We start from the raw sequence: 22,362 nt of genomic DNA, 5'->3' as shown, positions 1-22,362 counted from the left end.
TCCTTTAAATACCCGCCTCGACAGAAATTAAACCAATCTTTTTAAAATAATTAATGTGAAATCGTCCCTTAATTGGAAATCTTGAATTCGTTCCATCTCCTTGTAGACAGCCTCCACTAACTCCTGGGCAGATAAATGCATATATTTTCTTATTATTTTTATGATGTCCTCTCTCTCCATAAATTCTTCATCCATTCGACATTCTGTTACTCCGTCGGTCAAAAGAACTATCATATCTTCAGGTGAGAGACTGGTTTCATATTGAGAGTACTTTACATTTCGATCAATTCCGAGCACTAGACCTTTTGCTTCTAAATCGTAAAACTTATCCTCTTTAGCTGAGTAGCAAAAGCCTGGCTCATGGCCTGCAGACGCATATTCAAAAAGGTGAGACACGGGATCATAAGACCCATAGAACATAGTAATAAACATACTTGGGTCTACATTTTTTTCTACAATCCTGTTCAAGTTCTCCAATACATAACTTGGATTTTTCCTAGACTCCGGCAAACTGTCCATCGCATACTTAATCATGGACATACACATAGCTGCCGGAATCCCTTTCCCAATCACATCTGCAATTGCAATATTCACCCGGTCATTCTCGTCTTTCACAAAGTGATAATAATCTCCACTCATTTGTTTGGCCGGCACACTAATGGCTCCAATATCAACAGAAGATATCACTGGTACAGAAGTGCCCAGCAATTGCTGTTGTACATTGACAGCCACTTCAATCTCAGAATTCAATTCTTTCTGTTTAGTTCTTAATGTTTGATGCTCCCGCAAGGCCAATCCATAACTAATCATGATTTCTAATAAAAAATCTAACGAATGAAGTACTCGTTCAGGAATATCAGGATGGATCTCTTCAATCACTTCTTTATGAATACTGACAATGTCTTCCGGCGCTATTTCATTTTCCAACGATTTACGGCTCAATTTCTGACCTTGGTAAAGAACCTGTTCATTTGGAGTTTGAATATAACTGTCTAAAATTTCTTTATATAACTGTTTCATTTCTTCATGAAAACTCATGATTTACTTCCTCCTAGCGGAGCCACTTAACTGCCTTGATCTCTGTCCCGTCTCCCACAGTCGATTCGATTTCAAATTCGTCCATTAAACGTTTAACTCCAGGCAATCCCGCACCTAATCCACCAGATGTTGTATAGCCGTCTTCCATTACTTTACGAATGTCTGCAATCCCCGGGCCTTCATCAGAGGCTACAATTAAAAGTCCGCTTTTCCCCATACGGTTTATTTTTTCAATACACACTCTTCCTTTTCCGGCGTATAGATAGATATTACGTGCCAATTCAGAGATAGCTGTTGTAATTCTTGCTTGATCTACCGTGCCGAATCCTAGTTCTTTTGAGACATTTCGTCCCAGCTGCCTCGCCGCGACTATATCCCACTCTGTTACGATTTTTACGCAGGATTGGAATTCCATTCTCATTCCCCCAGTTCCGCTTGGAGTTTTTCCAAACCTTGCTCTAAATCAAGGGCAGTGAGAACATCATTTAATCCTATCCCTAACTCGATTAAAGTAATAGCTACAGCTGGTTGAATTCCTGTCAACACCACTTTGGCTCCCATTAAACTCGACATACTGACAACATCACCTAATACTTTCGCAATAAAGGAGTCAATCATATCAATAGACGTTAAATCAATGACCACCCCTTTAGCCCCTGTTTGATGAATTTTATTTAACAAGTCCTCTTGAAACTGAATAGCTGTTTGGTCATCAAGCTCCCATTGGATGGAGACTAGCAAATAATCATGAAGCTTTAAAATTGGTATTCTCATCTTTCTTCCTCCAATTTCGATTCCACAATTTTACGATTGGTCATTGCCAAGGCATCCTCTATCCCCTTTTTCAATGAGTTTTTCGTAACAATTTGATTAAGGTTAATACCCAAGTTTACAATCGTTTGAGCAATTTCAGGACGTATTCCTACAAGGAGGCATTGAGCTCCCACTAAACGCACGGCTTCTGCAGCCTGAATCATATGATGCGCCACCATCGTATCTACGACAGGTACACCTGTAATATCAATTAATACCACTTCAGAGCGATGTTTCACGACTCCCTGAAGAAGGTTCTCCATAATCTTTTTAGCTCGGTCTGTATCAATAGTTCCTACAAGAGGCATGACTGTAATTTTATCAAAAACTGGAATAAGCGGCGCTGACAATTCCTGGAGAGCCACTTTTTGAAGCATAATGGTATTCTCCCAAGATGTAGAGTAGAGATCCACTATATTGTTATAAATCGGAGTTAGCCAACTATCGAACTCATACACCAGCTCTCTTTCAACGGTCTCTTGCTGATTAACATTTCGTTCAAATCCTGTAAACCCTTCAAACACTACTTTTCCGATTGTTTGAGTTCCATTGGTCAAGTAACTTAGCGGCCAACCTAGCCTGACCACCCTCTCTACAAAGTCTTCCATTTCTTTCATGAACTTATCTGATGGCTGCATGGCATTGGAAAGAATGAGATTAACAAAATCAGAACTCATACTGATATATACTTTTTCCGATATTATATTCTTAATGCGTTCCATTCCATTTTTCTCCATGTATTTAACCCAGTTTTCAAAGATTTCTTCTTTATGATTTCTTATATAGTCAATCAAAAGTTGATTCATAACTTCCTCCTTTATCTTATATAGACACAAACCCAACTTTTAGTTGATGTATATTCTGCTACCCAAAACCTTTCTTTCTCCACTATAAATTTTTCTTGGTTTCTTCGTCAAATAAAAAAAGCCACTCTTTTGGAGCAGCTTTTCATCAATGGCTTATAATGTTAAAAATCAATCAATCCTAAACTGATTTGCAACGCTTCATCTACTTTGCCCATCATCTCATCATCCAGATGAGTGATTTTATCAGTTAGCCTTTGTTTATCGATTGTTCTTATTTGTTCAAGCAAAATAACTGAATCCCGTTCGAAACCATACCTTTTTGCATCAATTTCCACATGAGTAGGAAGCTTAGCCTTTTGTATTTGGGCAGTAATGGCTGCTACAATAACAGTCGGGCTAAAGCGGTTTCCAATATCGTTTTGAATGATGAGTACAGGGCGAACGCCTCCTTGCTCCGAACCAACAACCGGGGATAAATCAGCAAAATAAACGTCGCCGCGTTTGACTACCAAATCATTACCCCCCGCTAACTAAGCGTTCTACGGTGTGATCTGCTTCATACTCTGCTAAGAAGGCTTCAGATGCGATGTTTAAATTTATTTTAGCCATTTCCATATATCCTCTTCTCATCGATTCACGAATATGGCGCTTTTTACGCTCGCGAAGATACATCTTCGTAGCTTGATAAATAAATTCACTGCGGTTTCCGTTCTCTTGTTTCACAATCACATCTAATTCTGATAATAAATTTTGTGGTAATCGAACCAAAATTTCTGTAGTTGCGCTCGCTTCAGACACAAACATACACCTCCACCATCAATACACACACCAATAATCTCACCTAAATTTATAATAACATTGATTATGGCTTATGCAAAGGCAATTCTCTTAATTCCTCAACTATTATCGTCATTTCCAACCTTCTTTTATGCATGATTCGTCAAAAAAGCAACAAAAATGTAACTAAGCTGTATCCTATCGACAATTTAAGACAAATTTGCAGATAATAGATAATTTTTCCCGTTGCATACACAACCACCCTGAATAAACAACCGGGGAACGCGATAAGAAATTAAACAGGGAACTTCATAATTAATCGTTTGCATATGATTGGCCACATCATCGATTGAAATTTCTCTTGTCAGTTGTCGGCCGATCAGTGTCACTTTTTCTCCCAAGGGATATTTCTGCGGAAGTCTAATCATCATTTGATCCATACATACCCGTCCGACTATCGGTACAAGCTTCCCATCTACAAGTACGTGAAAATGCTGCATCCGGCGAATCCAACCATCAGCATAGCCAATGGGAACTGTACCAATCCATTCTTCTCGTTCCGCCTCATAGGTTGCACCATAACTGATGGTATCCCCTTTTTTGACCTTCTTAATATGAACAATCCGGCTGTGTAAAGAAAAAGCCTCTTTCAAAGAAAACGGCAATACTTGTTTTATTTCTGCTGAAGGGCTAAGGCCATACATTGCGATTCCTAGTCTGACCGCAGTGAACATGTCTTGAGGAAAACGCAGCAATGCTGCACTATTGGCGCTATGAATATAAGCAGGACAAAAACCAAGGGTATTTAAATGATTGACCATCTTTTTAAATGATTCATACTGAATGTTATACTTTCGATTATTTAATTCATCGGCGGTAGCAAAATGGGTAAAAACCCCTTCAAGAATAATATTTGAATTCCCCCGTAATAAAAGTGCGATTTTTTCCAGCTCTTTCAACGAACGAATCCCAAGGCGTCCCATACCTGTATCCACTTTTAAATGAACATACAAAGGTGATTGTAAATCAGAACACTGTTGCACTACTTCTTCCAGCCACTCCACATTATGAATGGTGAGACGTATACGTTGATGTGATGCTTCCTTTATATAAAGAGGAGAAACCGCACCTAATACAAGGGTAGGGTGCATGATTCCTTTTCCCCTTAAGGCCATAGCTTCATCCAAAAAAGCCACAGCCAGCATGTCAGCCCCCTCTTCTACCGCTACTCGGGCTATCTGGGCATCACCATGACCATATGCATTGGCTTTGACTACTGCAATAAGATGTTGATTTCCAGGCAATATTTTCTTGACGGAACGAATATTATATGCGATATGATCTAAATTAATCTCTGTCCATGTATCACGATAAAACGAGTCCATTACTACATCCACTTCCTTCTTTCCGAGCCATTATAAAGAATATGCCGCGTTTTTAGTATAATACATAGAAAGAAAAATAACAGGCTCATAAATTATAATTGAGCCTGTCTGTCACCAGTATTATTTCATCATCTGTCCTTCCATCGAACGTGCTACCATTACCATCTCTTCTTTTGTTAAATCTTTGGAGGCTAACATGAAGTCCACTCCCCCATAAGACCACGTTAAAGACTGCTGAGAAAGCGCCCCAATAGCATATCCTAGGTCTACTGGTTCTCCGTCCACGAATGTGGAAGCAGCGGTCTCCTTCACTACTGCCCGCTCTTGGATAAGAGTAAATGTTTTTTCTCCACCGTATGTTAAAATAATACGTTTACCATTTTCGGTTTTCATTTCTTTCTCCTCCACGAGAGACGTCCCAGCAGGTGTATTAGTTGGGACCTTAATTTCTAAAGGCTGGTTCACATTTTGAGCAAGTGTCGGCACTTCCATTTGAGCGCCTGTCATATTCCGTTTCGTATCGAATGCCCCTTTATCAAACTTCGCGTTTAATTCTACCTTTGAAAACTCGATTTCAATCAATACATTCGCATCTGTATCCATAATTTTCACTAAACGGGGTGTTAAATTTTTCTTATTTAACGTAATTTCCTGTTTTGGCAACATGGCGCTATTTTGGTAATTTGTCTTTGTTTCAAAAATATACGAATCCTTCGTCGCTTTGAAGGTCGTCTCTTTGTCATTCATGATGTCTCTCGCCAACGATTCGTATAAATAGGCTTGGCTGCTGTTTTGAGGCCAATCGCTTTGAAAGCGAAAACTTTTATTTAGAGCTGGCGTCAATACGAAAACCCCTTCATCATTACGTAAAATCATTTGACTTTGATCTTTTGCTGCATTTTTTAAATTCACGCGATAATAAGAAGGTTTACTATGCCATATTTCTACATCATATACTTGAGATTCTTTCCCCGTCTTTAACATCATCTTTGCATTTGCTTTATAGCCTGTCATTTCTTCCAGCTTGGCATCTAATGAACTTTTTACGTCCTCTTGGCTTTTCTCACCGCATCCCGTTATTAAAAGGAGCACAAAAAAGCAGCTTAACAAGCCTCCCATTACTTTCCACATTCTCTCAACCCCTTTGCCTCTATTCGTATTATTGAAGAGTAAGCATCGCTCTTCCATCTGCAATATGAATATATGAGACAAGGAGTATGAATATGCAGACTAGCTTGACAAGCTTTCAATAATCACCTGTGCAACAGCATATTGTTCACTATGGGAAATAGAAAGATGAACATTTAGGCCCGGATCTGGTGATGGGATAACTGGTTTTCCATATTGATCATACTCGATTTGAATATCTTGAAAGCTGAGATGTGTACCGATTCCCATCCCTATTGCTTTAGCATAAGCTTCTTTTGCTGCAAATCGCCCGGCCAAAAATTCTACTTTTCTCTTAGGAGACAATTGTTCATAATACTTTTTCTCCTCAGTGCCGAGAATACGATCAATAAACCCCTTTTGTCGCTCAGAAATTTTTTTGATTCTTTGAATTTCTATAATGTCTATACCTATTCCCTTAATCAAAGTCGCCAGCCCTCTCCATTTCATTATTCTTATTGTATCAATTTCATACATACATTTCCTTCAGGTTTAGGGATTTCTAATAGAAAAAGTCTCTGAATCAGAGACTTTTTTAACGTATATAGAAACTAGATTGATCAATAAATTCAATTTCTTGATAAGACTTCAATTCATCCCTTAATCGAAACAGTGCATCATCTTTTCTTTTCGCTTCAATCATACAATCAAGCTGCGGGATACTCCCTTTGATTTGAGATAAAAATTCCATAAACATATTTACATCTACATAGTCTGCATGAGCACGAAAGTCATGTTCATCACGCGGACTGGAAATATGCATTTTCATGGGAAGATCTGATTGATCCCACGTTCCAGCCATCCGCTCCCAATTCTCCTTCCATCCCATCCCACCATGATTAGCTAAATGATGATGTAAATCAAACACAATGGGGATATTAAGCTTTTCACATAAGTAAAGTGTATCTGGGACACTAAATGTTGTATCATCATTCTCTAACATAATCATGCTTTGGATATGGGGAGGAACAAATCCCCAATTATGAATGAATTGCTCCAATGCCTTTTCCTTATCATCATAAGCTCCTCCTACGTGCATCACACAACGTTGAGCCAGCGGCACACCCATCCCTTTTAACAGCGTTGCATGGAGTTGAAGAGTTTTAATGGAACGTTTTAAAATGTCCACATCTGTTGAATTCAATAGAACAAAATGGTCCGGGTGAAAGTCTACCCTAATCGGATGATGTACTAGATAATCCTTTATTTCAGAAAGGATAGGCTTTAAAGGCTCAAGATAATCCCACCCGGCTAACTCTTCATGATTAGCAAGCGGGATTAAACGCGAACTAAACCGAAAAAAGTGAATTTCATTCCAAACATTATGCTTGAGAAGCCTTAAACAATTTTCAAGATTAGAAATGGAAATCCTTTCTAATTTGTTTATTGCAGCTTCCCGATTCTTCAATTTACTAAATTGAGCGAATGTCATCGTTTGAGAAGGTGAGCTATTTTGCAAATGGACACTCATTGCTACATACCCTAATCTTACAATCGTCAATACGGCCACCCCGCTAGTTGAATTACTTCTAGCATGCCCAAATCTTTTTAAATAAGGCTTCTTCCATCTTTTTTTACGGACGACGAAGTGTGATGCAACAGCCTAAAAATAAATAATAACATCTAAAAAACTGCTACCTCATCTTGAGATAGCAGTTGAACACCCTTAAATATTTTTAGCTTGTGGTTTTCGTTTTACATTCACACCATTGCGCGGGCCTTTTTTACGTGCTTGAGCACCATCTCGATCTCGACCTCTGCCGTCCCGATCTCGGCTTCCTCTACCGCCTCGGCTATCTCTTCCACCGCGATTATCGCGTCCTCGAGAACCTCTTTCTCGCTTGGCTGGCATTGGAGCTTCCGCTGTTAATTGAACAGGAGTTGTATCTGGCTCTTTTGTCAGCAATTTAATGGCTGCAGATACAATTGATAAAGAATCATGTTCTTCAAGCAATTCCTCTGCCGCTTGACGATAAAATGACAAGTTTTGCGATTGAAGAACATTCGTCAATTTTTCCATCGCAAGACGTTGTTGGCCTTCTAGCGCTTCATCTAAACTTGGAGCTTTCATGCGCTCCATTTTTCGTTTTGTCGTGTTTTCAATATTTTTAAGTTGACCCATTTCTCTTGGCGTTACAAACGTCATCGCTACTCCCGTTTTTCCAGCGCGTCCTGTACGACCGATACGATGTACATAGCTTTCCGGATCTTGCGGAACATCGAAATTATATACATGGGTAACACCTGAAATATCAAGACCACGTGCAGCCACATCTGTTGCAACCAGTACATCGATGCTGCCTTCTTTGAACTGACGAAGAACAGACATACGTTTCGCTTGAGTTAAATCACCGTGGATTCCCTGCGCTGCATATCCTCTCACTGTCAAAGCTTCAGAAAGCTCGTCTACTCGGCGTTTCGTTCTGCCGAAAACAATTGCTAGCTCCGGAGATTGAATATCCAATAAGCGAGTTAAGACATCGAATTTTTTCTTTTCTTGCGTCTCGAGATAATACTGTTGGATATTTGGTACTGTTACTTCCTTCGCCTTCACTTTAACAATTTTCGGTTCGCTCATGAATCGCTCAGCGATACGTTGAATCGGACCAGGCATTGTAGCTGAGAAAAGTAACGTTTGGTGATCTTCCGGTACATTTTCCAAGATTTTTTCAATATCTTCAATAAAGCCCATGTTCAACATTTCATCCGCTTCATCTAACACGACCGTGTTTACATCTTGTAAACGCATGGTTTTGCGATTAATGTGATCAAGTAGACGCCCCGGAGTTCCGACAATAATATGAGGGTTTTTCTTTAACGAACGAATTTGACGACTGATGTCTTGGCCTCCGTAAATTGCCAATACACGAGTACGCTTAGTGCGTCCAATTTTGTATAGTTCTTCTGATACCTGAATCGCTAACTCACGAGTAGGTGCGATAACAATTCCTTGAATACGGTCAATTTTTGTATCAATTTTTTCTGTTAATGGAATACCAAAAGCAGCAGTTTTCCCTGTTCCCGTTTGCGCTTGACCAATAACGTCTTCCCCTTCTAACGCAAGAGGGATTGTTTGGGATTGAATTGGAGTAGCTTCTTCAAATCCCATTTCACTAATTGATTTTGTCAATTGCTCACTAATTCCTAAGTCTTTAAATAATGCCAATTTTCTAAACTCCTTCTAATTTCATCTATTATCATTACTAGTATATAACAAAAACTTCCTGCTCTAAAATTATAAAAAAGGACATTCTCCACAACAGCGGAAAATGCCCTGAACTATTAAAACTCAGCGTGATGGGCAGTTAATAACACACATTAAATTCTATAATAACATTTCCGCTCATTATATGCAATATCCATATTTTTAGTGACAGGAGTTTTTTGCTTCAATCACAGCTTTCAACAATTTGACCTACTCTTCGCTTAGTATCTTCCTTTTCACTTCATTCATCCAATGAATCAATATTTTTTTGTAAAAAAGTTCATCGATTATCTTTGTTTTATGATTTTTCGACTAAGCTTTTAATGCTTCTACCACTTCTTCCAGCCTCATTCCTCTAGATGCTTTCACAAGAACGATATCTCCACTTCGCACAAGAGAGGCCAAACATTCAATGAGTTGATGTTTCTCACGGAAGTGGTATACTCTCTCTTTTTCAAAAGCTTCTTGCGTGCCTTTGGCAATTTCTACCCCTAACTGCCCATACGTAAACACATAGTCAACTTTTTTAGGATCAATCATACGGCCGACTTCATAATGGAATAGCTTTTCTTGTTCTCCTAGTTCCAGCATATCTCCAAGAACAATGAATTTTTGATTATATCCTTTTAAATTTTCCAGTAGAGAAATGGCAGCCTTCATTGAAGTGGGGCTTGCATTATAGGCATCATTGATGATATCAAAGCCTTTAAGCGATGAAATCAGTTCCATTCTCATATTGGTCAATTTTAATGATTTTAATCCCTCTGCTATGGTGGAAAATGGGATATTGAAATAACAGCCGACTGCAATAGCCGCCAAAGCATTTTGAACATTATGCACTCCTAAAACAGGAATTTCATATGTCACATCAGGAGCTTGAGAGATCGTAAAAATGGTACTTTGCTGTTGTTGTTCAATAGAAGTCAGATATAAATCATTTTGTTCATTTTGGCCAAAGGTAACTCCTTTGATATCCGAGTTGCCTAAATTTGAAGTTAATAGAGGCTCATCTCCGTTATAAATCAATACTCCTTCTTTTTTAAGTCCGCTGACAATTTCCATTTTCGCTTTGGCAATTTCTTCTCTGCTTCCTAAGTCCATTAAGTGGGATTCACCGATGTTCGTAATAACAGCCACATCAGGAAGCGCCAATTGAGAAAGGAGTTCAATTTCTCCTCGGCTGCTCATACCCATTTCCAAAATGGCAATTTCCGTGTCTTCTTTTAACCGAAGCATCGTCAAAGGCATTCCAATATGATTATTAAAGTTCCCTTCCGTTTTCAACACTTGATAAGTAGTCGATAGGACAGAAAAAATCATATCTTTCGTTGTAGTTTTCCCGTTACTGCCTGTCACACCTACTACTTTTACACCAACTTGTTCGCAATATTTCTTCGCCAACTGCTGAAGAGCTGTTAATGTATCTTCAACAAACACAACTGGAATACCAGAAGGCACATTAGGCTCACTTTGATTCCAAAGAACAGCTGCCGCTCCACTTTCAATAGCTTGCTGCACAAACTCATGGCCATTGAATTTTTCACCTTTAATCGGTACAAATAAATTCCCCTGTTCAATCGTTCGGGTATCAATGGAAACACCTTTTATGACAATCTCTGAATTACCTTGTAACGTACTGCCAGGAATCAGCTGTTGTATTTCTCTCACTGTACGTGTAATCATCTTTTAATCGGCTCCTTTCACCGCATTATGTAATCACGCTGTTGGATAAGGTAGTCTTAAACTTTTATAAGAGCATGGGCTACTTACATGGATAAAAAATAGGCCATTGAAAGAACCCGTCATCAAAACCGTTGGTTTTACCGGATTCTCATAACGGGTTCTTTCAGCAAAGGAAATGAACAGAGGGTCCCCCATTCATTTACCTCACTTTATTACATGGTATATCGAATTTTTTGTTTCTCTTCATGACGCTCAATAGCTAAATTTACAAGCTTTTCAATGAGTTCCGGATAAGAAACCCCTGCATGTTTCCATAATAACGGGAACATACTGTACGGCGTAAATCCAGGCATCGTGTTGACCTCGTTAATTAACAAATTCCCTTCTTTAGTCAAGAAGAAGTCAGCTCGTACTAGTCCAGATCCATCAATTGCTTTAAAAGCTTTGATAGCCATGTCTTTCATTTCGCTGTAAGTATTCTCATCAATTTCCGCCGGAATGATAAGGGCAGTATCGCCATCTTCATATTTTGCTTTATAGTCATAAAACTCTTTTTTAGGAGCAATTTCCCCTACAACAGAGCAGCTCGGATTATCGTTACCTAACACGCCGATTTCTACCTCACGTGCTGTAACACCTTCTTCTACAATAACTTTACGGTCAAAAGTAAAAGCTTCCTCAAAAGCCGCAACCAATTCTTCACGATCTTTACATTTACTGATTCCTACACTCGATCCCAAATTAGCCGGTTTTACAAAGCAAGGATACCCTAACTTCTCTTCAACCTCTTGATAAGCCTTCTCCTGATTTTGCTCCCATTCACTTCGAATGAACCACGCATAATTAACTTGCGGCAAACCTGCCTGGGCATATAGATTTTTCATAATCACTTTATCCATTCCCGCTGCAGAAGCTAACACACCGTTTCCGACATAAGGAATGTTCAACAACTCTAACATCCCTTGAACTGTCCCGTCTTCACCATTTGGACCATGTAAAAGAGGGAAGACAACATCAATGCTGTCCTGCTGTTCGGATGTCTCTGCAAAAACATGGGTGCTTAATGACATAGGAGAAATTTCTTTTCCCGTTTGATTTAATCGCAGTTGAGACACATTCTCCACAGTCCCTGTCAACAACTCTCCACGAACCCACTCGCCGGATTCTGTAATATAAATAGGATGTATTTCATATTTATCTTGATTAAGCGCTTTAATGACAGAAAGCGCTGTTTGTAACGAAACTTGATGTTCAGCAGATTTTCCACCGTATAAAAGGCCGAGTTTAATCTTCATGGATGATCCTCCTCTTCTTTCTTCATCTTTTCTATTTTATCATTTTCATCATATGTTTACGAAAAAGATTCGTTCTCATTGTTCAAAATATGTACAGAAAATACATAAGCAATATTGTATAGCAAAGCGGCCGATTGATAAAGTGAAACTTCGCATGAAGACAAAGGACTAGATGCAAAGAAAAAACCCAACACCGTCAGTCTTGAAGGCATTGGGTTTTTAGACTTGCTTAGACATGTAACACTTCTCACAAAACCAGCGGCATCATTGAACTACATCGATACCTACCTGAGTATCATGTAATTATCCACAGGAATGATTACTCAACCGTAACCGATTTAGCCAAGTTACGAGGTTTATCAACATCACAATCACGATGTAATGCAGCATAATAAGAGATTAATTGTAAAGGAATAACCGCTGCAAGTGGTGCCAATGTTTCATGTACCTCAGGAAGAACATAACGATCTTCTTCCATTTCCAAGCCCTTCATGGAAATAATGCAAGGGTTTGCCCCGCGTGCTACTACTTCTTTCACATTACCGCGGATACTTAAATTAACATGCTCTTGTGTTGCTAACGCGATAACAGGTGTATTGTTCTCGATTAAGGCGATTGTACCGTGCTTTAATTCTCCTCCAGCAAATCCCTCTGCCTGGATATAAGAGATCTCTTTCAGCTTCAATGCCCCTTCTAAACCAACATAGAAGTCCAACGAACGACCGATGAAAAAGCAGTTACGGGTAGTAGCCAAAAATTCACGAGCAATGCTTTCCATCTCTTCTTTGTCATCACAAAGTACTTCCATCGCATTAGCTACGATTGCAAGTTCTTGAACAAGATCAAATTCTAATTGGATACCTTTTGAATTTGCTGTTACTGCAGATAAAATGGCTAACACTGCTATTTGTGCAGTGTATGCTTTAGTGGAGGCTACCGCAATCTCTGGACCTGCATGTAATAATAATGTGTAGTCTGCTTCACGAGAAAGAGTAGAACCAGGTACATTCGTAATTGTTAATGCTTTATAACCTAATTCCTTCACCTGCACAAGCACTGAACGGCTGTCTGCCGTCTCACCGCTTTGTGAGATAAAGATAAATAAAGGTTTTTTAGATAAAAGCGGCATATTGTAAGAAAACTCACTTGCAACATGTACTTCCACTGGAATAGCTGCCCATTTTTCAATGAACTGTTTACCAACTAACCCAGCATGGTAACTCGTTCCACAAGCTATGATATAAATACGGTCAGCTTCGCTCATCGCTGACAATATATCCGCATCAATAGTTAATTCGTTCTTCTGATTTTGATAAGCTTGGATGATTTTACGCATTACTAATGGCTGCTCATCAATTTCTTTTAGCATATAGTGAGGATAGGTACCTTTTTCAATATCACTGGCATCTAACTCTGCTGTATAAGGATTACGTTCAATCACTGTACCGTCTAATTTTTTGATTGTAACCTTTTCTTTTGTGACAATAACAATTTCTTTATCCATCAATTCTACATATTGGTCTGTGACCTGCAGCATTGCCATAGCATCACTTGCTACTACATTAAAATCTGCACCTAAACCTACGAGTAATGGACTTTTATTTTTCGCCACATAGATTGTATCTTTATTTTGTTCATCTAAAAGAGCAATAGCGTAGGATCCATGAAGCAAGCTAACCGTCTTACGGAATGCTTCTTCTACCTCTAAGCCTTCATTTACGATTTTTTCAATCAACTGTACAATAACTTCCGTGTCCGTCTCACTTTTAAACTCTGTATCTTGAAGATAATCACGCTTTAAAATCGCGTAATTTTCAATAACTCCATTATGGACGATCGTGAAGCGCTGTTTTGTACTTTGATGAGGGTGAGCGTTAACTTGACTTGGCACCCCATGAGTTGCCCAGCGCGTGTGACCGATTCCGACTGGTGCTGTAACAGACTCATCTACAATCTCACGAAGTTGAGCAATTCTTCCCTTTTCTTTAAATACTTGAACCCCTTGATCATCTGCAATGGCAATCCCTGCAGAGTCATATCCGCGATATTCCAATTTTTCTAATCCACGTAATAAAATCTCTTTCGAATCAATGTTTCCAATAAAACCTACAATTCCGCACATAAAAATGTTCCTCCTTGTGAAATACAACAGCATTCAGTCATTTCTTTGGCTTTGTCCAAAAGGTCACCCTTTTGTTTTTCACAAAGAATTTCACGGTTGTGACTACATCAACCGGGAGGCATCCGCCGAACACTCGATAAACCTCCTCCTCGTCAACTAAGCACTGGGCGTCTCTTTGCTTAGTTCAGGCGCTTTAAAATTAACTTTCTCCTTTCCCCCTTTCCATCTATTAAGAGACGAACAAACCTAATATTACAATAGGGTTTAATAAAACGTCAATTTTTTTTACAAAGCTAACAATATAAAAATATGCATAAGCGGTTTACTTCGTTACCGCCTATGCATATGAATGCCTATTATTCTAATCCCATTTCTTCTTTTACCACTTCAACAATACGATTTACATACTGTTCACATTCACTATCTGTTGGAGCTTCAACCATCACCCGAACCAAAGGTTCTGTTCCTGAAGGGCGGACCAACACACGGCCATTTCCAGCCATCTCTTGTTCTACTGCTTCAATAACTGCTTTTACTTTTTCATTCTCTGTCACTTTATATTTATCCGTTACCTTGACATTTATAAGTAATTGAGGGTATTTTACCATTTCTCCCGCTAGCTCTGACAAAGACTTTTTCGTAGCCTTCATAATATTTACCAACTGAATAGCCGAAAGCATACCGTCACCTGTTGTATTATAATCTAAAAAGATAATGTGCCCAGACTGCTCGCCGCCTAAGTTATAGCCTTTTGCCTTCATTTCTTCTACCACATAACGATCGCCGACAGCGGTTTGGGCACTGTTAATTCCCTGTGCTTCAATCGCTTTATAAAAGCCCAGATTACTCATGACCGTTGAAACAATCGTGTTATGCTTTAATTGCCCTTGTTCACTTAAGTATTTCGCACAAATATACATAATCTGGTCGCCGTCTACAATTTGCCCCTTCTCGTCAATAGCAATTAAGCGGTCACCATCTCCGTCAAAAGCAAGCCCGATATCCGCTCCTTTTTCTTCAACAAAAGTAGCTAACGCTTCAGGATGAGTCGAACCAACACCATCATTAATATTGAGACCATTAGGTGATGCCCCCATTGTGGAAATATCCGCCTCTAAATCTGCAAATAGGTGCGCCGCTAATGAAGAAGTAGCTCCATGGGCACAGTCCAATGCAACATGAATCCCAGAAAAATCTTCATCTACCGTTTGTTTTAAATACTGAAGGTACTTTTGACCACCTTCAAAATAATCATTTACTTGCCCTAACTCTTTACCCGTTGGTCTTGGCAACAGATCTTGCTCATTATCTAACAGGTTTTCAATTTCCAACTCTTGATTATCTGATAACTTAAAACCATCTGGTCCAAAAAACTTGATTCCATTATCTTGGACTGGATTATGAGATGCTGAAATCATCACACCGGCTTGAGCACCAAGTGCCTTTGTTAAATAAGCAACACCAGGAGTTGAAATCACCCCAAGACGCATGACCTCCGCTCCAATGGATAAAAGGCCTGCCACCAATGCCCCTTCTAACATGTGCCCTGAAATACGAGTATCACGTCCAATTAAAACTTTAGGTCTTTCTGCATCTTTTGTTAATACATATCCGCCAAAACGACCAACCTTGAATGCTAATTCCGGTGTAAGTTCGCTGTTGGCTACACCGCGCACTCCGTCTGTTCCAAAATATTTACCCATGTTTGTCTCGCTCCTTCGTTACAATCTCTCACAGTTGTTAACCTTGTGGTTGTATGTTGCTTATATTTTGATCATCATAACTCTGTTCGTTTTTATCTACTGGATTATCAGGAGTTGCCTCCGGTTGGTTATCAAGATCACTCTCTTCTTTGTTATCCTCTTGGTTCTCCGTTACTCTTACCTTAGCTTTGTTTAAAGCCAGTTCATAGTTCAGGTTTTGAGGAATCTTCACTTCAATCGGCACTTCATGCTCCCCGCTTAAAAGCTCTCCCACATTGATAGAAAGCTGAATATCCTTAAGTTGAAGATCAGCTAAAATACCAGATGGTCCTGTTATTTCTATATCCAAAGTTTCCGTTTTAGGGTTTAACAGTTGATAGGTAAAAGATGGAGATTTGCCTATCAAGGAAAGGGGAAGACTTTCCAGCACTCGCTTTGATGCTTCTTCGTCTTCTGTTTCAGTTTCCTTATCTCTTTCTAACTCAACTTTTACGGCTACTTTTTCAGGATATACTCGCTTCGCTCCTTTAGGAATAGGAACACTCACCCAAACGTTTTCCGACTTTGTCACTTTGCTAATATCAATTTCAACATTGTCGATTGCGACTAGCTTATCTAACATATCCTTTGACCCAAAGACTGTTACTTCACTCGGAGAAGGAGCAATACTCTTTATATTTAGTCCCTCAGATAACGATCCTGTCGCTTTAATTTTCAACGGGACTTTTTTACTTGGACTTACTACTGGAACCTTCACGGTTACTGAGCGGGGTTGAATATCTACATTCACCTTATTTAAACGTTTATCCAACGCTATCACTTTTATCTGTTTCTCCACGGTCTCAGAGGCATCATCTACTTCCATAACCGCTTTTACATAGGCGATTTTTTCGATTTCGCTTTTCCCCCCTAGAACCTTAACAGATCCCGGTTTTACAATAGGCTGCTCAGCTATGTAGCCTTCACGAATATTGTTGATATCAACATCTACTTCTACAGAAAAAGTTTTAGACACCTTCTCTTCAATTTCGACTATCAGCGTTTGCGGCTCTATTTTCACATCCAATTTTTCAGAGATGTTACGGTACTTCACTTTTACTTTGTGACTGCCTAGCTGCATATTCGTCAAATCCACATAAACTTCAAAATCCCTTTGCAGTTTAGTCGGTTGTAAAATGCTTTTTGGTCCTTTTAAAGTAAGGTTTACCGAATCCGGAATTCCCTTAACGATAGTATTTTCGCTGTCATAATAAACATTCACCGGGACATCTGTAATGGTTTCTGTTTCATAGCTAACCGTCGAATTCCCATTGGATGTGGTTTTCGCCAAATCCGGATCCAGATTAACAGTCATATAAAGCAATAATGCTAATAATAAAGCCATGATTTTTACAAACCAGTGATTGTTCATCAGCTTATCCATTCTTCTTCCCCCTCCATTGCCAGCGAGTTGAAGTGGCCGCTTTTGAACTGCTTATTAATTCATTTGTTAACATTTCTTTTAACGTATCCTGTGTTAATTCTCGATGCAGTTCCCCGTTTTTGGTCACAGAAATATTTCCCGTCTCCTCTGAAACAACGACCGTCAAGCTATCTGTTACTTCGCTAATCCCAACGGCTGCACGGTGTCTCGTACCCAACTCCTTTGAAATAAAAGGACTTTCTGACAGAGGAAGATAACAAGCTGCAGCTGCAACTTGATTTTTTTGTAAAATGACCGCTCCATCATGAAGAGGCGTATTGGGAATAAAGATGTTAATAAGTAATTCAGAAGAGACATTAGCATGTAAAGGAATACCCGTTTCAATATAGTCGCTCATACCTGTATCCCGCTCAATTGAAATAAGAGCACCGATTCGGCGCTTAGCCATATAATCAGTTGCTTTTACAATCGCCTCTACAGTATGGATACTTTCATCTTCTTCCGGGATGTTACTCCTTGAAAATAACTTCCCTCTTCCCAATTGCTCAAGTGCTCTTCGCAACTCAGGCTGAAAGATAATTACGATCGCTAAAAAACCCCATGCTAATGCTTGGTCCATCAGCCACTCCAATGTTTTTAACCCTAAGAAACTACTTAAAAAGCGAACCATAACAATCACAATGATCCCTTTAAGCAATTGGACGGCTTTTGTTCCTCTTATGACCATTATTAGTTTATATATAACAAACCAAACAAGGAGAACATCGATTACTTTTCCTACGTATGTGAAGATCGGTAGCTCTCCAATAGGCATTCTCTCACTTCCTCTAATTATGTAATAAAGAGATATCAATCCATGTAACCTTATTAGTATACCATAAAGATTAATGATTTTTCCTCTTCCGAAACCACAAAGTAAAAGCAATTTTTGCACCGCTCGACCATTCATATCAACAAAGCGGTCCCCTCTCAGAAGGAACCGCTTTGTTTCATATTTAGTCCTCGTTAACGGTGATTAAAGCCCCTCACAGAGAAAGAGGTTTCTATCATATACATATGTTACTTCTTCTCCTCAAAAACGTATAGGGCATTCGTTACATTAGACTTTATTGTATACCATACCCACTCAAACAGCTGGTCTAATTCTTGGATTTCTCCTGTTACTTGACCCGCAGAAGCCGAATATTGATTTCCATTAATTACGGTTACGTTCCCGTTTACTTTTCCTTCAACTTTAATATCTCCATTGCGCACCACAATATCTCCATTAACTGTTTTCCCTGCAGGAACAACGACCGTCTCTTCTTGAATCACCAACCCTCTATGCTTAGAGACAGAAAAATCTTGACTGTTCGTCCACGATGACATCAAACTTCCAAACATCAAAATCATAAACAAAGACGCTGCTGTCATAAAAGGATGCATCTTAAACCAACGATTAACTTTAGCTCGTTTATTTTCTTTGGGAAGAGCAGCCATGACGTTCATTGTAAAATTGGCTGGTGCTTCAATATGTGAAGTGCTTTGCACAAAAGCAATACATTTTTTTAGTTCTTTAAAATGTTGTTGGCACTCTTTGCATGAATGCAGATGCTCTTTTAACATTTCCTCGTTTTCCTTTACAATATCACCATCTAAATAATCGTGCATAAAGTCAATATAATGCTCACATTTCATTCGTTCTCACCTCTTAAAGACGGCTCAGCTTATTCCTCAAAGCTTCTCGCCCTCTATGAATTCTTGTTTTTACTGTTCCCACCGGCAAGTCTAAAATATCACTAATTTCTTTTAAAGAAAGTTCATCTACATACTTTAGTACAATGACAGACCGGTACTTATCAGGAAGCTTTAAAATTTCTTGTTGTATATGCTCTTGCAACTCCAATTGCTCTAACTCGTCCTCGGGAAGCTTTTGATCAGCAGGAATTTGCGAATACATATTCAGCCCGTCTGTTCCGCTAATTTCTGCATCTAAATAATAATCCGGCTTCTTTTTTCGAATACGGTCTATACATAAATTAGTGGCGATTCGATAAAGCCACGTTGAAAATTTCTTCGTTGAATCATAGGTGTGAATATTCACATACGCACGAATAAACGCTTCTTGTGCGGAATCTTCCGCTTCATGTGCATTGCCCAGCATGCGGTAACACAATTGATATACTTTGTCTTTATAATATTCAACCACTTCCGCAAAGGCATCCTGGTCTCCCTTTTTCACTTGTTTAATTTTTCTACTTATTAACAAATCCATTTATCTTTTACCTCCGCCCATTGCGGGATACTATACATACGCATTATTTTTTAAAAGGTTTCGTCTAAAAAGAAAAAAGATGACAACACTGAGTTTAAAAATATTGATATTTGGTTATTTACTTATTAAATGCAAGAAATGTTTAGGATAATTAACTCATTTTTCCCTTATGTCTTCTCTTTTGTAAGCAATGATTCAAAGCAATTATATTACGAAACAGCCTTAAGCAAAAAGGAAGTGAGAATAACATGTATGGTGAAAAAGCATTACTGCATGAGATTGAACAATGCCGTTTATTAATGATGGATTTAGCCAGTCAAACATCTCTTTCTTCTCACCATGTTATAGAAGCAAGCACCAAGCTGGATTATTTATTGAATGAGTATGATAAATATAAAAAACAGTAACTGCACAGTTACTGTTTTTGATTATACATTTATTGTAAACATGTTATTTATAAGAGTAAACCTTTTTATAAAGGATAACCTAAATATTAAATCAAAGTAACTTTTCTCCAAATAGTGATCCCATTAAAGCAACAGCAACTGTTGCTGTTTTGTTACGCTCATCCAAAATCGGATTCACTTCTACAAATTCTGCAGATGTAATGAGATTAGACTCTGCCAGCATCTCCATGGCAAGATGGCTTTCACGGTAGCTGATCCCGCCGATCACTGGCGTTCCTACTCCAGGGGCGTCATGCGGATCTAAACCATCTAAATCTAAAGATAGATGTACACCATCTGTACGCTCCTTTAAATAATTGATAGTCTCTTCCATCACTGTGGTCATCCCCAGACGGTCGATTTCGTGCATTGTGTAAACTTTGATACCCAGTTCCTTAATCAACTCTCGTTCTCCCTCATCTAAAGAGCGGGCACCAATAATGATAATATTTTTAGGGTTCACTTTAGGACTATATCCACCAATATTCGTTAAAACAGGATGCCCTATTCCTAAGCTAGCAGCTAACGGCATGCCATGAATATTTCCAGATGGAGATGTTTCAGCTGTATTTAAATCACCATGAGCATCATACCAAATAACCCCTAAATTTTCATAATGCTTTGCTACACCCGCTAATGTTCCAATGGCAATACTATGGTCGCCTCCGAGCACTAAAGGAAAACGCTTTGCTTCAATGACTTCATTTACTTTATCAGCAAGTCTTTCATTTCCATCTGCTACAGCTTTTAAGTTTTTTAAATTAGTATCCGCATCCGTGTGCACTTTTTCCCTAGGCTCAATATTGATATCCCCTTCATCATAAAGCTGATAACCCAGGTTTTCAATTCTTTCTGATACACCCGCATAACGAATGGCGCTTGGCCCCATGTCTACCCCTCTTCTTGTTTGACCAAGATCCATTGGCACACCTATTATAGCAATCGCTTTCATCTTTCGTATTCCTCCCCTTTGTCCTTTCCTACATTTTAATCATAAAAATCAAATGGCTCAACTCGACACTTTTTTGAATATATATGCAATTTAAACCAAGGAAAACAGGGAGAATGCAAAAAACCCTTTAAGCAGGAATCATGCTTAAAGGGTTTGTAATCGTATGTAATATGGTGGAGCCTAGCGGGATCGAACCGCTGACCTCCTGCGTGCAAGGCAGGCGCTCTCCCAGCTGAGCTAAGGCCCCAATAACTATAAGATTATGGAGCGGAAGACGGGATTCGAACCCGCGACCCCCACCTTGGCAAGGTGGTGTTCTACCACTGAACTACTTCCGCAAAATGAGCCATGAAGGACTCGAACCTTCGACCCTCTGATTAAAAGTCAGATGCTCTACCGACTGAGCTAATGGCTCTTGGCTGGGCTAGCTGGATTCGAACCAACGCATGACGGAGTCAAAGTCCGTTGCCTTACCGCTTGGCTATAGCCCAATAAAATGGTGGAGGGGGACGGATTCGAACCGCCGAACCCTGAGGGAGCGGATTTACAGTCCGCCGCGTTTAGCCACTTCGCTACCCCTCCACATATTTAAATGAATGGTGCCGGCGAGAGGACTTGAACCCCCAACCTACTGATTACAAGTCAGTTGCTCTACCAATTGAGCTACACCGGCAAATAATGGTGGAGGATGACGGGATCGAACCGCCGACCCCCTGCTTGTAAGGCAGGTGCTCTCCCAGCTGAGCTAATCCTCCGTTATAATGGTGACCCGTACGGGATTCGAACCCGTGTTACCGCCGTGAAAGGGCGGTGTCTTAACCGCTTGACCAACGGGCCACAACAATTTCTACCAAGCTTCCAACCGGGCTCGAACCGGTGACCTCTTCCTTACCATGGAAGTGCTCTACCTACTGAGCTATGGAAGCATATGGCTCCACAGGTAGGACTCGAACCTACGACCGATCGGTTAACAGCCGATTGCTCTACCACTGAGCTACTGTGGAATAATATTAGCCTGGCAACGTCCTACTCTCACAGGGGGAAACCCCCAACTACCATCGGCGCTGAAGAGCTTAACTTCCGTGTTCGGCATGGGAACGGGTGTGACCTCTTCGCCATCATCACCAGACATATCATATTATACATTATTCAAAAGGAATTTCAACCTTTTTTTCAAAAAAGTTATTCCTTCAAAACTAGATAACAAGCTGCTGAGTATTCGTGGCTAGCTACGGCTCCTAATCTTTCGGTCGTTCTACTTCTGCCCACGAAACTAAAAAGCGGTTTCCCGTT

General features: G+C 39.6%; 21 protein-coding genes, 10 tRNA genes and 1 rRNA gene. 1 reads left to right on the top strand and 31 read right to left on the bottom strand.

Annotated elements, in window-relative coordinates; all coding sequences use genetic code 11:
• Positions 1-27: 27 nt before the first annotated feature.
• The 19 genes from BK575_RS27595 to sigW all read right to left on the bottom strand — a co-directional run bounded on the left by BK575_RS27595 (position 28) and on the right by sigW (position 19,671).
• A complete protein-coding gene (locus BK575_RS27595; protein WP_078415043.1) occupies positions 28-1,038 on the bottom strand; it encodes a PP2C family protein-serine/threonine phosphatase in 1,011 nt (336 codons plus the stop codon).
• A gap of 13 nt (positions 1,039-1,051) precedes the next feature.
• Positions 1,052-1,453 (bottom strand): anti-sigma regulatory factor, encoded by a 402-nt coding sequence (locus BK575_RS27590; RefSeq protein WP_078415042.1) that lies wholly within the window; start codon positions 1,451-1,453, stop codon positions 1,052-1,054.
• A 2-nt stretch (positions 1,454-1,455) separates the two neighbouring features.
• The gene (locus BK575_RS27585; RefSeq protein ID WP_028397500.1) at positions 1,456-1,812 is read right to left on the bottom strand and encodes an STAS domain-containing protein; all 357 of its coding nucleotides are present in this window, start codon (positions 1,810-1,812) and stop codon (positions 1,456-1,458) included.
• On the bottom strand, positions 1,809-2,657 hold the full coding sequence (locus BK575_RS27580; protein WP_078415041.1) for an RsbT co-antagonist protein RsbRA: 849 nt from the start codon (positions 2,655-2,657) through the stop codon (positions 1,809-1,811). Before BK575_RS27580 ends, BK575_RS27585 begins: the two co-directional genes overlap by 4 nt.
• Before the next feature lie 161 nt (positions 2,658-2,818).
• Positions 2,819-3,169: a type II toxin-antitoxin system endoribonuclease NdoA gene (gene ndoA, locus BK575_RS27575; RefSeq protein ID WP_028397502.1), complete on the bottom strand. Its 351-nt coding sequence runs from the start codon at positions 3,167-3,169 to the stop codon at positions 2,819-2,821.
• Positions 3,170-3,173: 4 nt separating this feature from the next.
• A complete protein-coding gene (locus BK575_RS27570; RefSeq protein WP_028397503.1) occupies positions 3,174-3,455 on the bottom strand; it encodes a CopG family ribbon-helix-helix protein in 282 nt (93 codons plus the stop codon).
• A 188-nt stretch (positions 3,456-3,643) separates the two neighbouring features.
• Complete coding sequence (alr, locus tag BK575_RS27565) at positions 3,644-4,819, bottom strand: alanine racemase (protein ID WP_078415040.1); 1,176 nt, start codon at positions 4,817-4,819, stop codon at positions 3,644-3,646.
• Between the two features lie 120 nt (positions 4,820-4,939).
• Positions 4,940-5,950 carry a LolA family protein gene (locus BK575_RS27560; RefSeq protein WP_078415039.1) on the bottom strand — a complete coding sequence of 337 codons (1,011 nt, stop codon included), beginning with the start codon at positions 5,948-5,950 and terminating at the stop codon, positions 4,940-4,942.
• Positions 5,951-6,049: 99 nt separating this feature from the next.
• Positions 6,050-6,412, bottom strand: coding sequence for a holo-ACP synthase (gene acpS, locus BK575_RS27555; RefSeq protein ID WP_078415054.1), 363 nt, complete (start codon positions 6,410-6,412; stop codon positions 6,050-6,052).
• Positions 6,413-6,521: 109 nt separating this feature from the next.
• A complete protein-coding gene (gene uvsE / locus BK575_RS27550) occupies positions 6,522-7,487 on the bottom strand; it encodes a UV DNA damage repair endonuclease UvsE (protein WP_078415038.1) in 966 nt (321 codons plus the stop codon).
• Positions 7,488-7,652: 165 nt separating this feature from the next.
• Positions 7,653-9,152 (bottom strand): DEAD/DEAH box helicase, encoded by a 1,500-nt coding sequence (locus BK575_RS27545; RefSeq protein WP_139368187.1) that lies wholly within the window; start codon positions 9,150-9,152, stop codon positions 7,653-7,655.
• A gap of 351 nt (positions 9,153-9,503) precedes the next feature.
• Positions 9,504-10,874 carry a UDP-N-acetylmuramoyl-tripeptide--D-alanyl-D-alanine ligase gene (locus tag BK575_RS27540; RefSeq protein WP_078415037.1) on the bottom strand — a complete coding sequence of 457 codons (1,371 nt, stop codon included), beginning with the start codon at positions 10,872-10,874 and terminating at the stop codon, positions 9,504-9,506.
• Positions 10,875-11,086: 212 nt separating this feature from the next.
• The gene (locus BK575_RS27535) at positions 11,087-12,169 is read right to left on the bottom strand and encodes a D-alanine--D-alanine ligase (protein WP_078415036.1); all 1,083 of its coding nucleotides are present in this window, start codon (positions 12,167-12,169) and stop codon (positions 11,087-11,089) included.
• Positions 12,170-12,488: 319 nt separating this feature from the next.
• Complete coding sequence (gene glmS / locus BK575_RS27530) at positions 12,489-14,291, bottom strand: glutamine--fructose-6-phosphate transaminase (isomerizing) (RefSeq protein ID WP_078415035.1); 1,803 nt, start codon at positions 14,289-14,291, stop codon at positions 12,489-12,491.
• Between the two features lie 356 nt (positions 14,292-14,647).
• Complete coding sequence (gene glmM / locus BK575_RS27525) at positions 14,648-15,994, bottom strand: phosphoglucosamine mutase (protein ID WP_078415034.1); 1,347 nt, start codon at positions 15,992-15,994, stop codon at positions 14,648-14,650.
• A gap of 37 nt (positions 15,995-16,031) precedes the next feature.
• Positions 16,032-17,417, bottom strand: a complete 1,386-nt coding sequence (locus BK575_RS27520) for a CdaR family protein (protein ID WP_078415033.1) — start codon at positions 17,415-17,417, stop codon at positions 16,032-16,034.
• A complete protein-coding gene (cdaA, locus tag BK575_RS27515; RefSeq protein ID WP_078415032.1) occupies positions 17,410-18,231 on the bottom strand; it encodes a diadenylate cyclase CdaA in 822 nt (273 codons plus the stop codon). Before cdaA ends, BK575_RS27520 begins: the two co-directional genes overlap by 8 nt.
• A gap of 245 nt (positions 18,232-18,476) precedes the next feature.
• Positions 18,477-19,094: an anti-sigma factor family protein gene (locus tag BK575_RS27510; RefSeq protein ID WP_078415031.1), complete on the bottom strand. Its 618-nt coding sequence runs from the start codon at positions 19,092-19,094 to the stop codon at positions 18,477-18,479.
• 13 nt (positions 19,095-19,107) lie between these two features.
• Positions 19,108-19,671: an RNA polymerase sigma factor SigW gene (gene sigW, locus BK575_RS27505; RefSeq protein WP_078415030.1), complete on the bottom strand. Its 564-nt coding sequence runs from the start codon at positions 19,669-19,671 to the stop codon at positions 19,108-19,110.
• A 248-nt stretch (positions 19,672-19,919) separates the two neighbouring features.
• On the opposite strand from sigW, the gene BK575_RS27500 reads away from it, so the two are divergent.
• Positions 19,920-20,078, top strand: a complete 159-nt coding sequence (locus BK575_RS27500) for an aspartyl-phosphate phosphatase Spo0E family protein (protein WP_078415029.1) — start codon at positions 19,920-19,922, stop codon at positions 20,076-20,078.
• A 91-nt stretch (positions 20,079-20,169) separates the two neighbouring features.
• Here the strand turns inward: BK575_RS27500 and rocF are convergent, their stop codons facing one another.
• The 12 genes from rocF to rrf form a co-directional block, all read right to left on the bottom strand.
• On the bottom strand, positions 20,170-21,069 hold the full coding sequence (rocF, locus tag BK575_RS27495) for an arginase (protein WP_078415028.1): 900 nt from the start codon (positions 21,067-21,069) through the stop codon (positions 20,170-20,172).
• A gap of 171 nt (positions 21,070-21,240) precedes the next feature.
• Positions 21,241-21,316 (bottom strand) — tRNA-Ala (locus tag BK575_RS27490).
• Positions 21,317-21,332: 16 nt separating this feature from the next.
• Positions 21,333-21,407, bottom strand: a tRNA-Gly gene (locus tag BK575_RS27485).
• Between the two features lie 4 nt (positions 21,408-21,411).
• Positions 21,412-21,484: transfer RNA gene (locus BK575_RS27480), tRNA-Lys, on the bottom strand.
• Position 21,485: 1 nt separating this feature from the next.
• A tRNA-Gln gene (locus BK575_RS27475) sits at positions 21,486-21,560 on the bottom strand.
• A 6-nt stretch (positions 21,561-21,566) separates the two neighbouring features.
• A tRNA-Tyr gene (locus BK575_RS27470) sits at positions 21,567-21,651 on the bottom strand.
• Between the two features lie 15 nt (positions 21,652-21,666).
• A tRNA-Thr gene (locus BK575_RS27465) sits at positions 21,667-21,742 on the bottom strand.
• Positions 21,743-21,748: 6 nt separating this feature from the next.
• Positions 21,749-21,824 (bottom strand) — tRNA-Val (locus BK575_RS27460).
• Between the two features lie 7 nt (positions 21,825-21,831).
• Positions 21,832-21,906, bottom strand: a tRNA-Glu gene (locus BK575_RS27455).
• Between the two features lie 16 nt (positions 21,907-21,922).
• Positions 21,923-21,995, bottom strand: a tRNA-Thr gene (locus tag BK575_RS27450).
• A 3-nt stretch (positions 21,996-21,998) separates the two neighbouring features.
• Positions 21,999-22,073, bottom strand: a tRNA-Asn gene (locus tag BK575_RS27445).
• A 9-nt stretch (positions 22,074-22,082) separates the two neighbouring features.
• Positions 22,083-22,198, bottom strand: a 5S ribosomal RNA gene (gene rrf / locus BK575_RS27440).
• Positions 22,199-22,362: the final 164 nt, after the last annotated feature.

Origin of the sequence: Priestia abyssalis, assembly GCF_002019595.1 — a bacterium.
Classification (GTDB): Bacteria; Bacillota; Bacilli; order Bacillales; family Bacillaceae_H; genus Bacillus_BA; species Bacillus_BA abyssalis.
Note: the sequence above shows the minus strand (reverse complement) of the source record. Positions and strands in the feature narration are given on the sequence as shown.

What these genes read in the sequence shown, in the direction of transcription:
- BK575_RS27595 (WP_078415043.1), bottom strand. Translation starts at nt 1,038, where the DNA reads ATGAGTTTTCATGAAGAAATGAAACAGTTATATAAAGAAATTTTAGAC.
- BK575_RS27590 (WP_078415042.1), bottom strand. Translation starts at nt 1,453, where the DNA reads ATGGAATTCCAATCCTGCGTAAAAATCGTAACAGAGTGGGATATAGTC.
- BK575_RS27585 (WP_028397500.1), bottom strand. Translation starts at nt 1,812, where the DNA reads ATGAGAATACCAATTTTAAAGCTTCATGATTATTTGCTAGTCTCCATC.
- BK575_RS27580 (WP_078415041.1), bottom strand. Translation starts at nt 2,657, where the DNA reads ATGAATCAACTTTTGATTGACTATATAAGAAATCATAAAGAAGAAATC.
- alr (WP_078415040.1), bottom strand. Translation starts at nt 4,819, where the DNA reads ATGGACTCGTTTTATCGTGATACATGGACAGAGATTAATTTAGATCAT.
- BK575_RS27560 (WP_078415039.1), bottom strand. Translation starts at nt 5,950, where the DNA reads ATGTGGAAAGTAATGGGAGGCTTGTTAAGCTGCTTTTTTGTGCTCCTT.
- BK575_RS27540 (WP_078415037.1), bottom strand. Translation starts at nt 10,874, where the DNA reads ATGATTACACGTACAGTGAGAGAAATACAACAGCTGATTCCTGGCAGT.
- BK575_RS27535 (WP_078415036.1), bottom strand. Translation starts at nt 12,169, where the DNA reads ATGAAGATTAAACTCGGCCTTTTATACGGTGGAAAATCTGCTGAACAT.
- glmS (WP_078415035.1), bottom strand. Translation starts at nt 14,291, where the DNA reads ATGTGCGGAATTGTAGGTTTTATTGGAAACATTGATTCGAAAGAGATT.
- glmM (WP_078415034.1), bottom strand. Translation starts at nt 15,994, where the DNA reads ATGGGTAAATATTTTGGAACAGACGGAGTGCGCGGTGTAGCCAACAGC.
- BK575_RS27520 (WP_078415033.1), bottom strand. Translation starts at nt 17,417, where the DNA reads ATGGATAAGCTGATGAACAATCACTGGTTTGTAAAAATCATGGCTTTA.
- cdaA (WP_078415032.1), bottom strand. Translation starts at nt 18,231, where the DNA reads ATGCCTATTGGAGAGCTACCGATCTTCACATACGTAGGAAAAGTAATC.
- BK575_RS27510 (WP_078415031.1), bottom strand. Translation starts at nt 19,094, where the DNA reads ATGAAATGTGAGCATTATATTGACTTTATGCACGATTATTTAGATGGT.
- sigW (WP_078415030.1), bottom strand. Translation starts at nt 19,671, where the DNA reads ATGGATTTGTTAATAAGTAGAAAAATTAAACAAGTGAAAAAGGGAGAC.
- BK575_RS27500 (WP_078415029.1), top strand. Translation starts at nt 19,920, where the DNA reads ATGTATGGTGAAAAAGCATTACTGCATGAGATTGAACAATGCCGTTTA.
- rocF (WP_078415028.1), bottom strand. Translation starts at nt 21,069, where the DNA reads ATGAAAGCGATTGCTATAATAGGTGTGCCAATGGATCTTGGTCAAACA.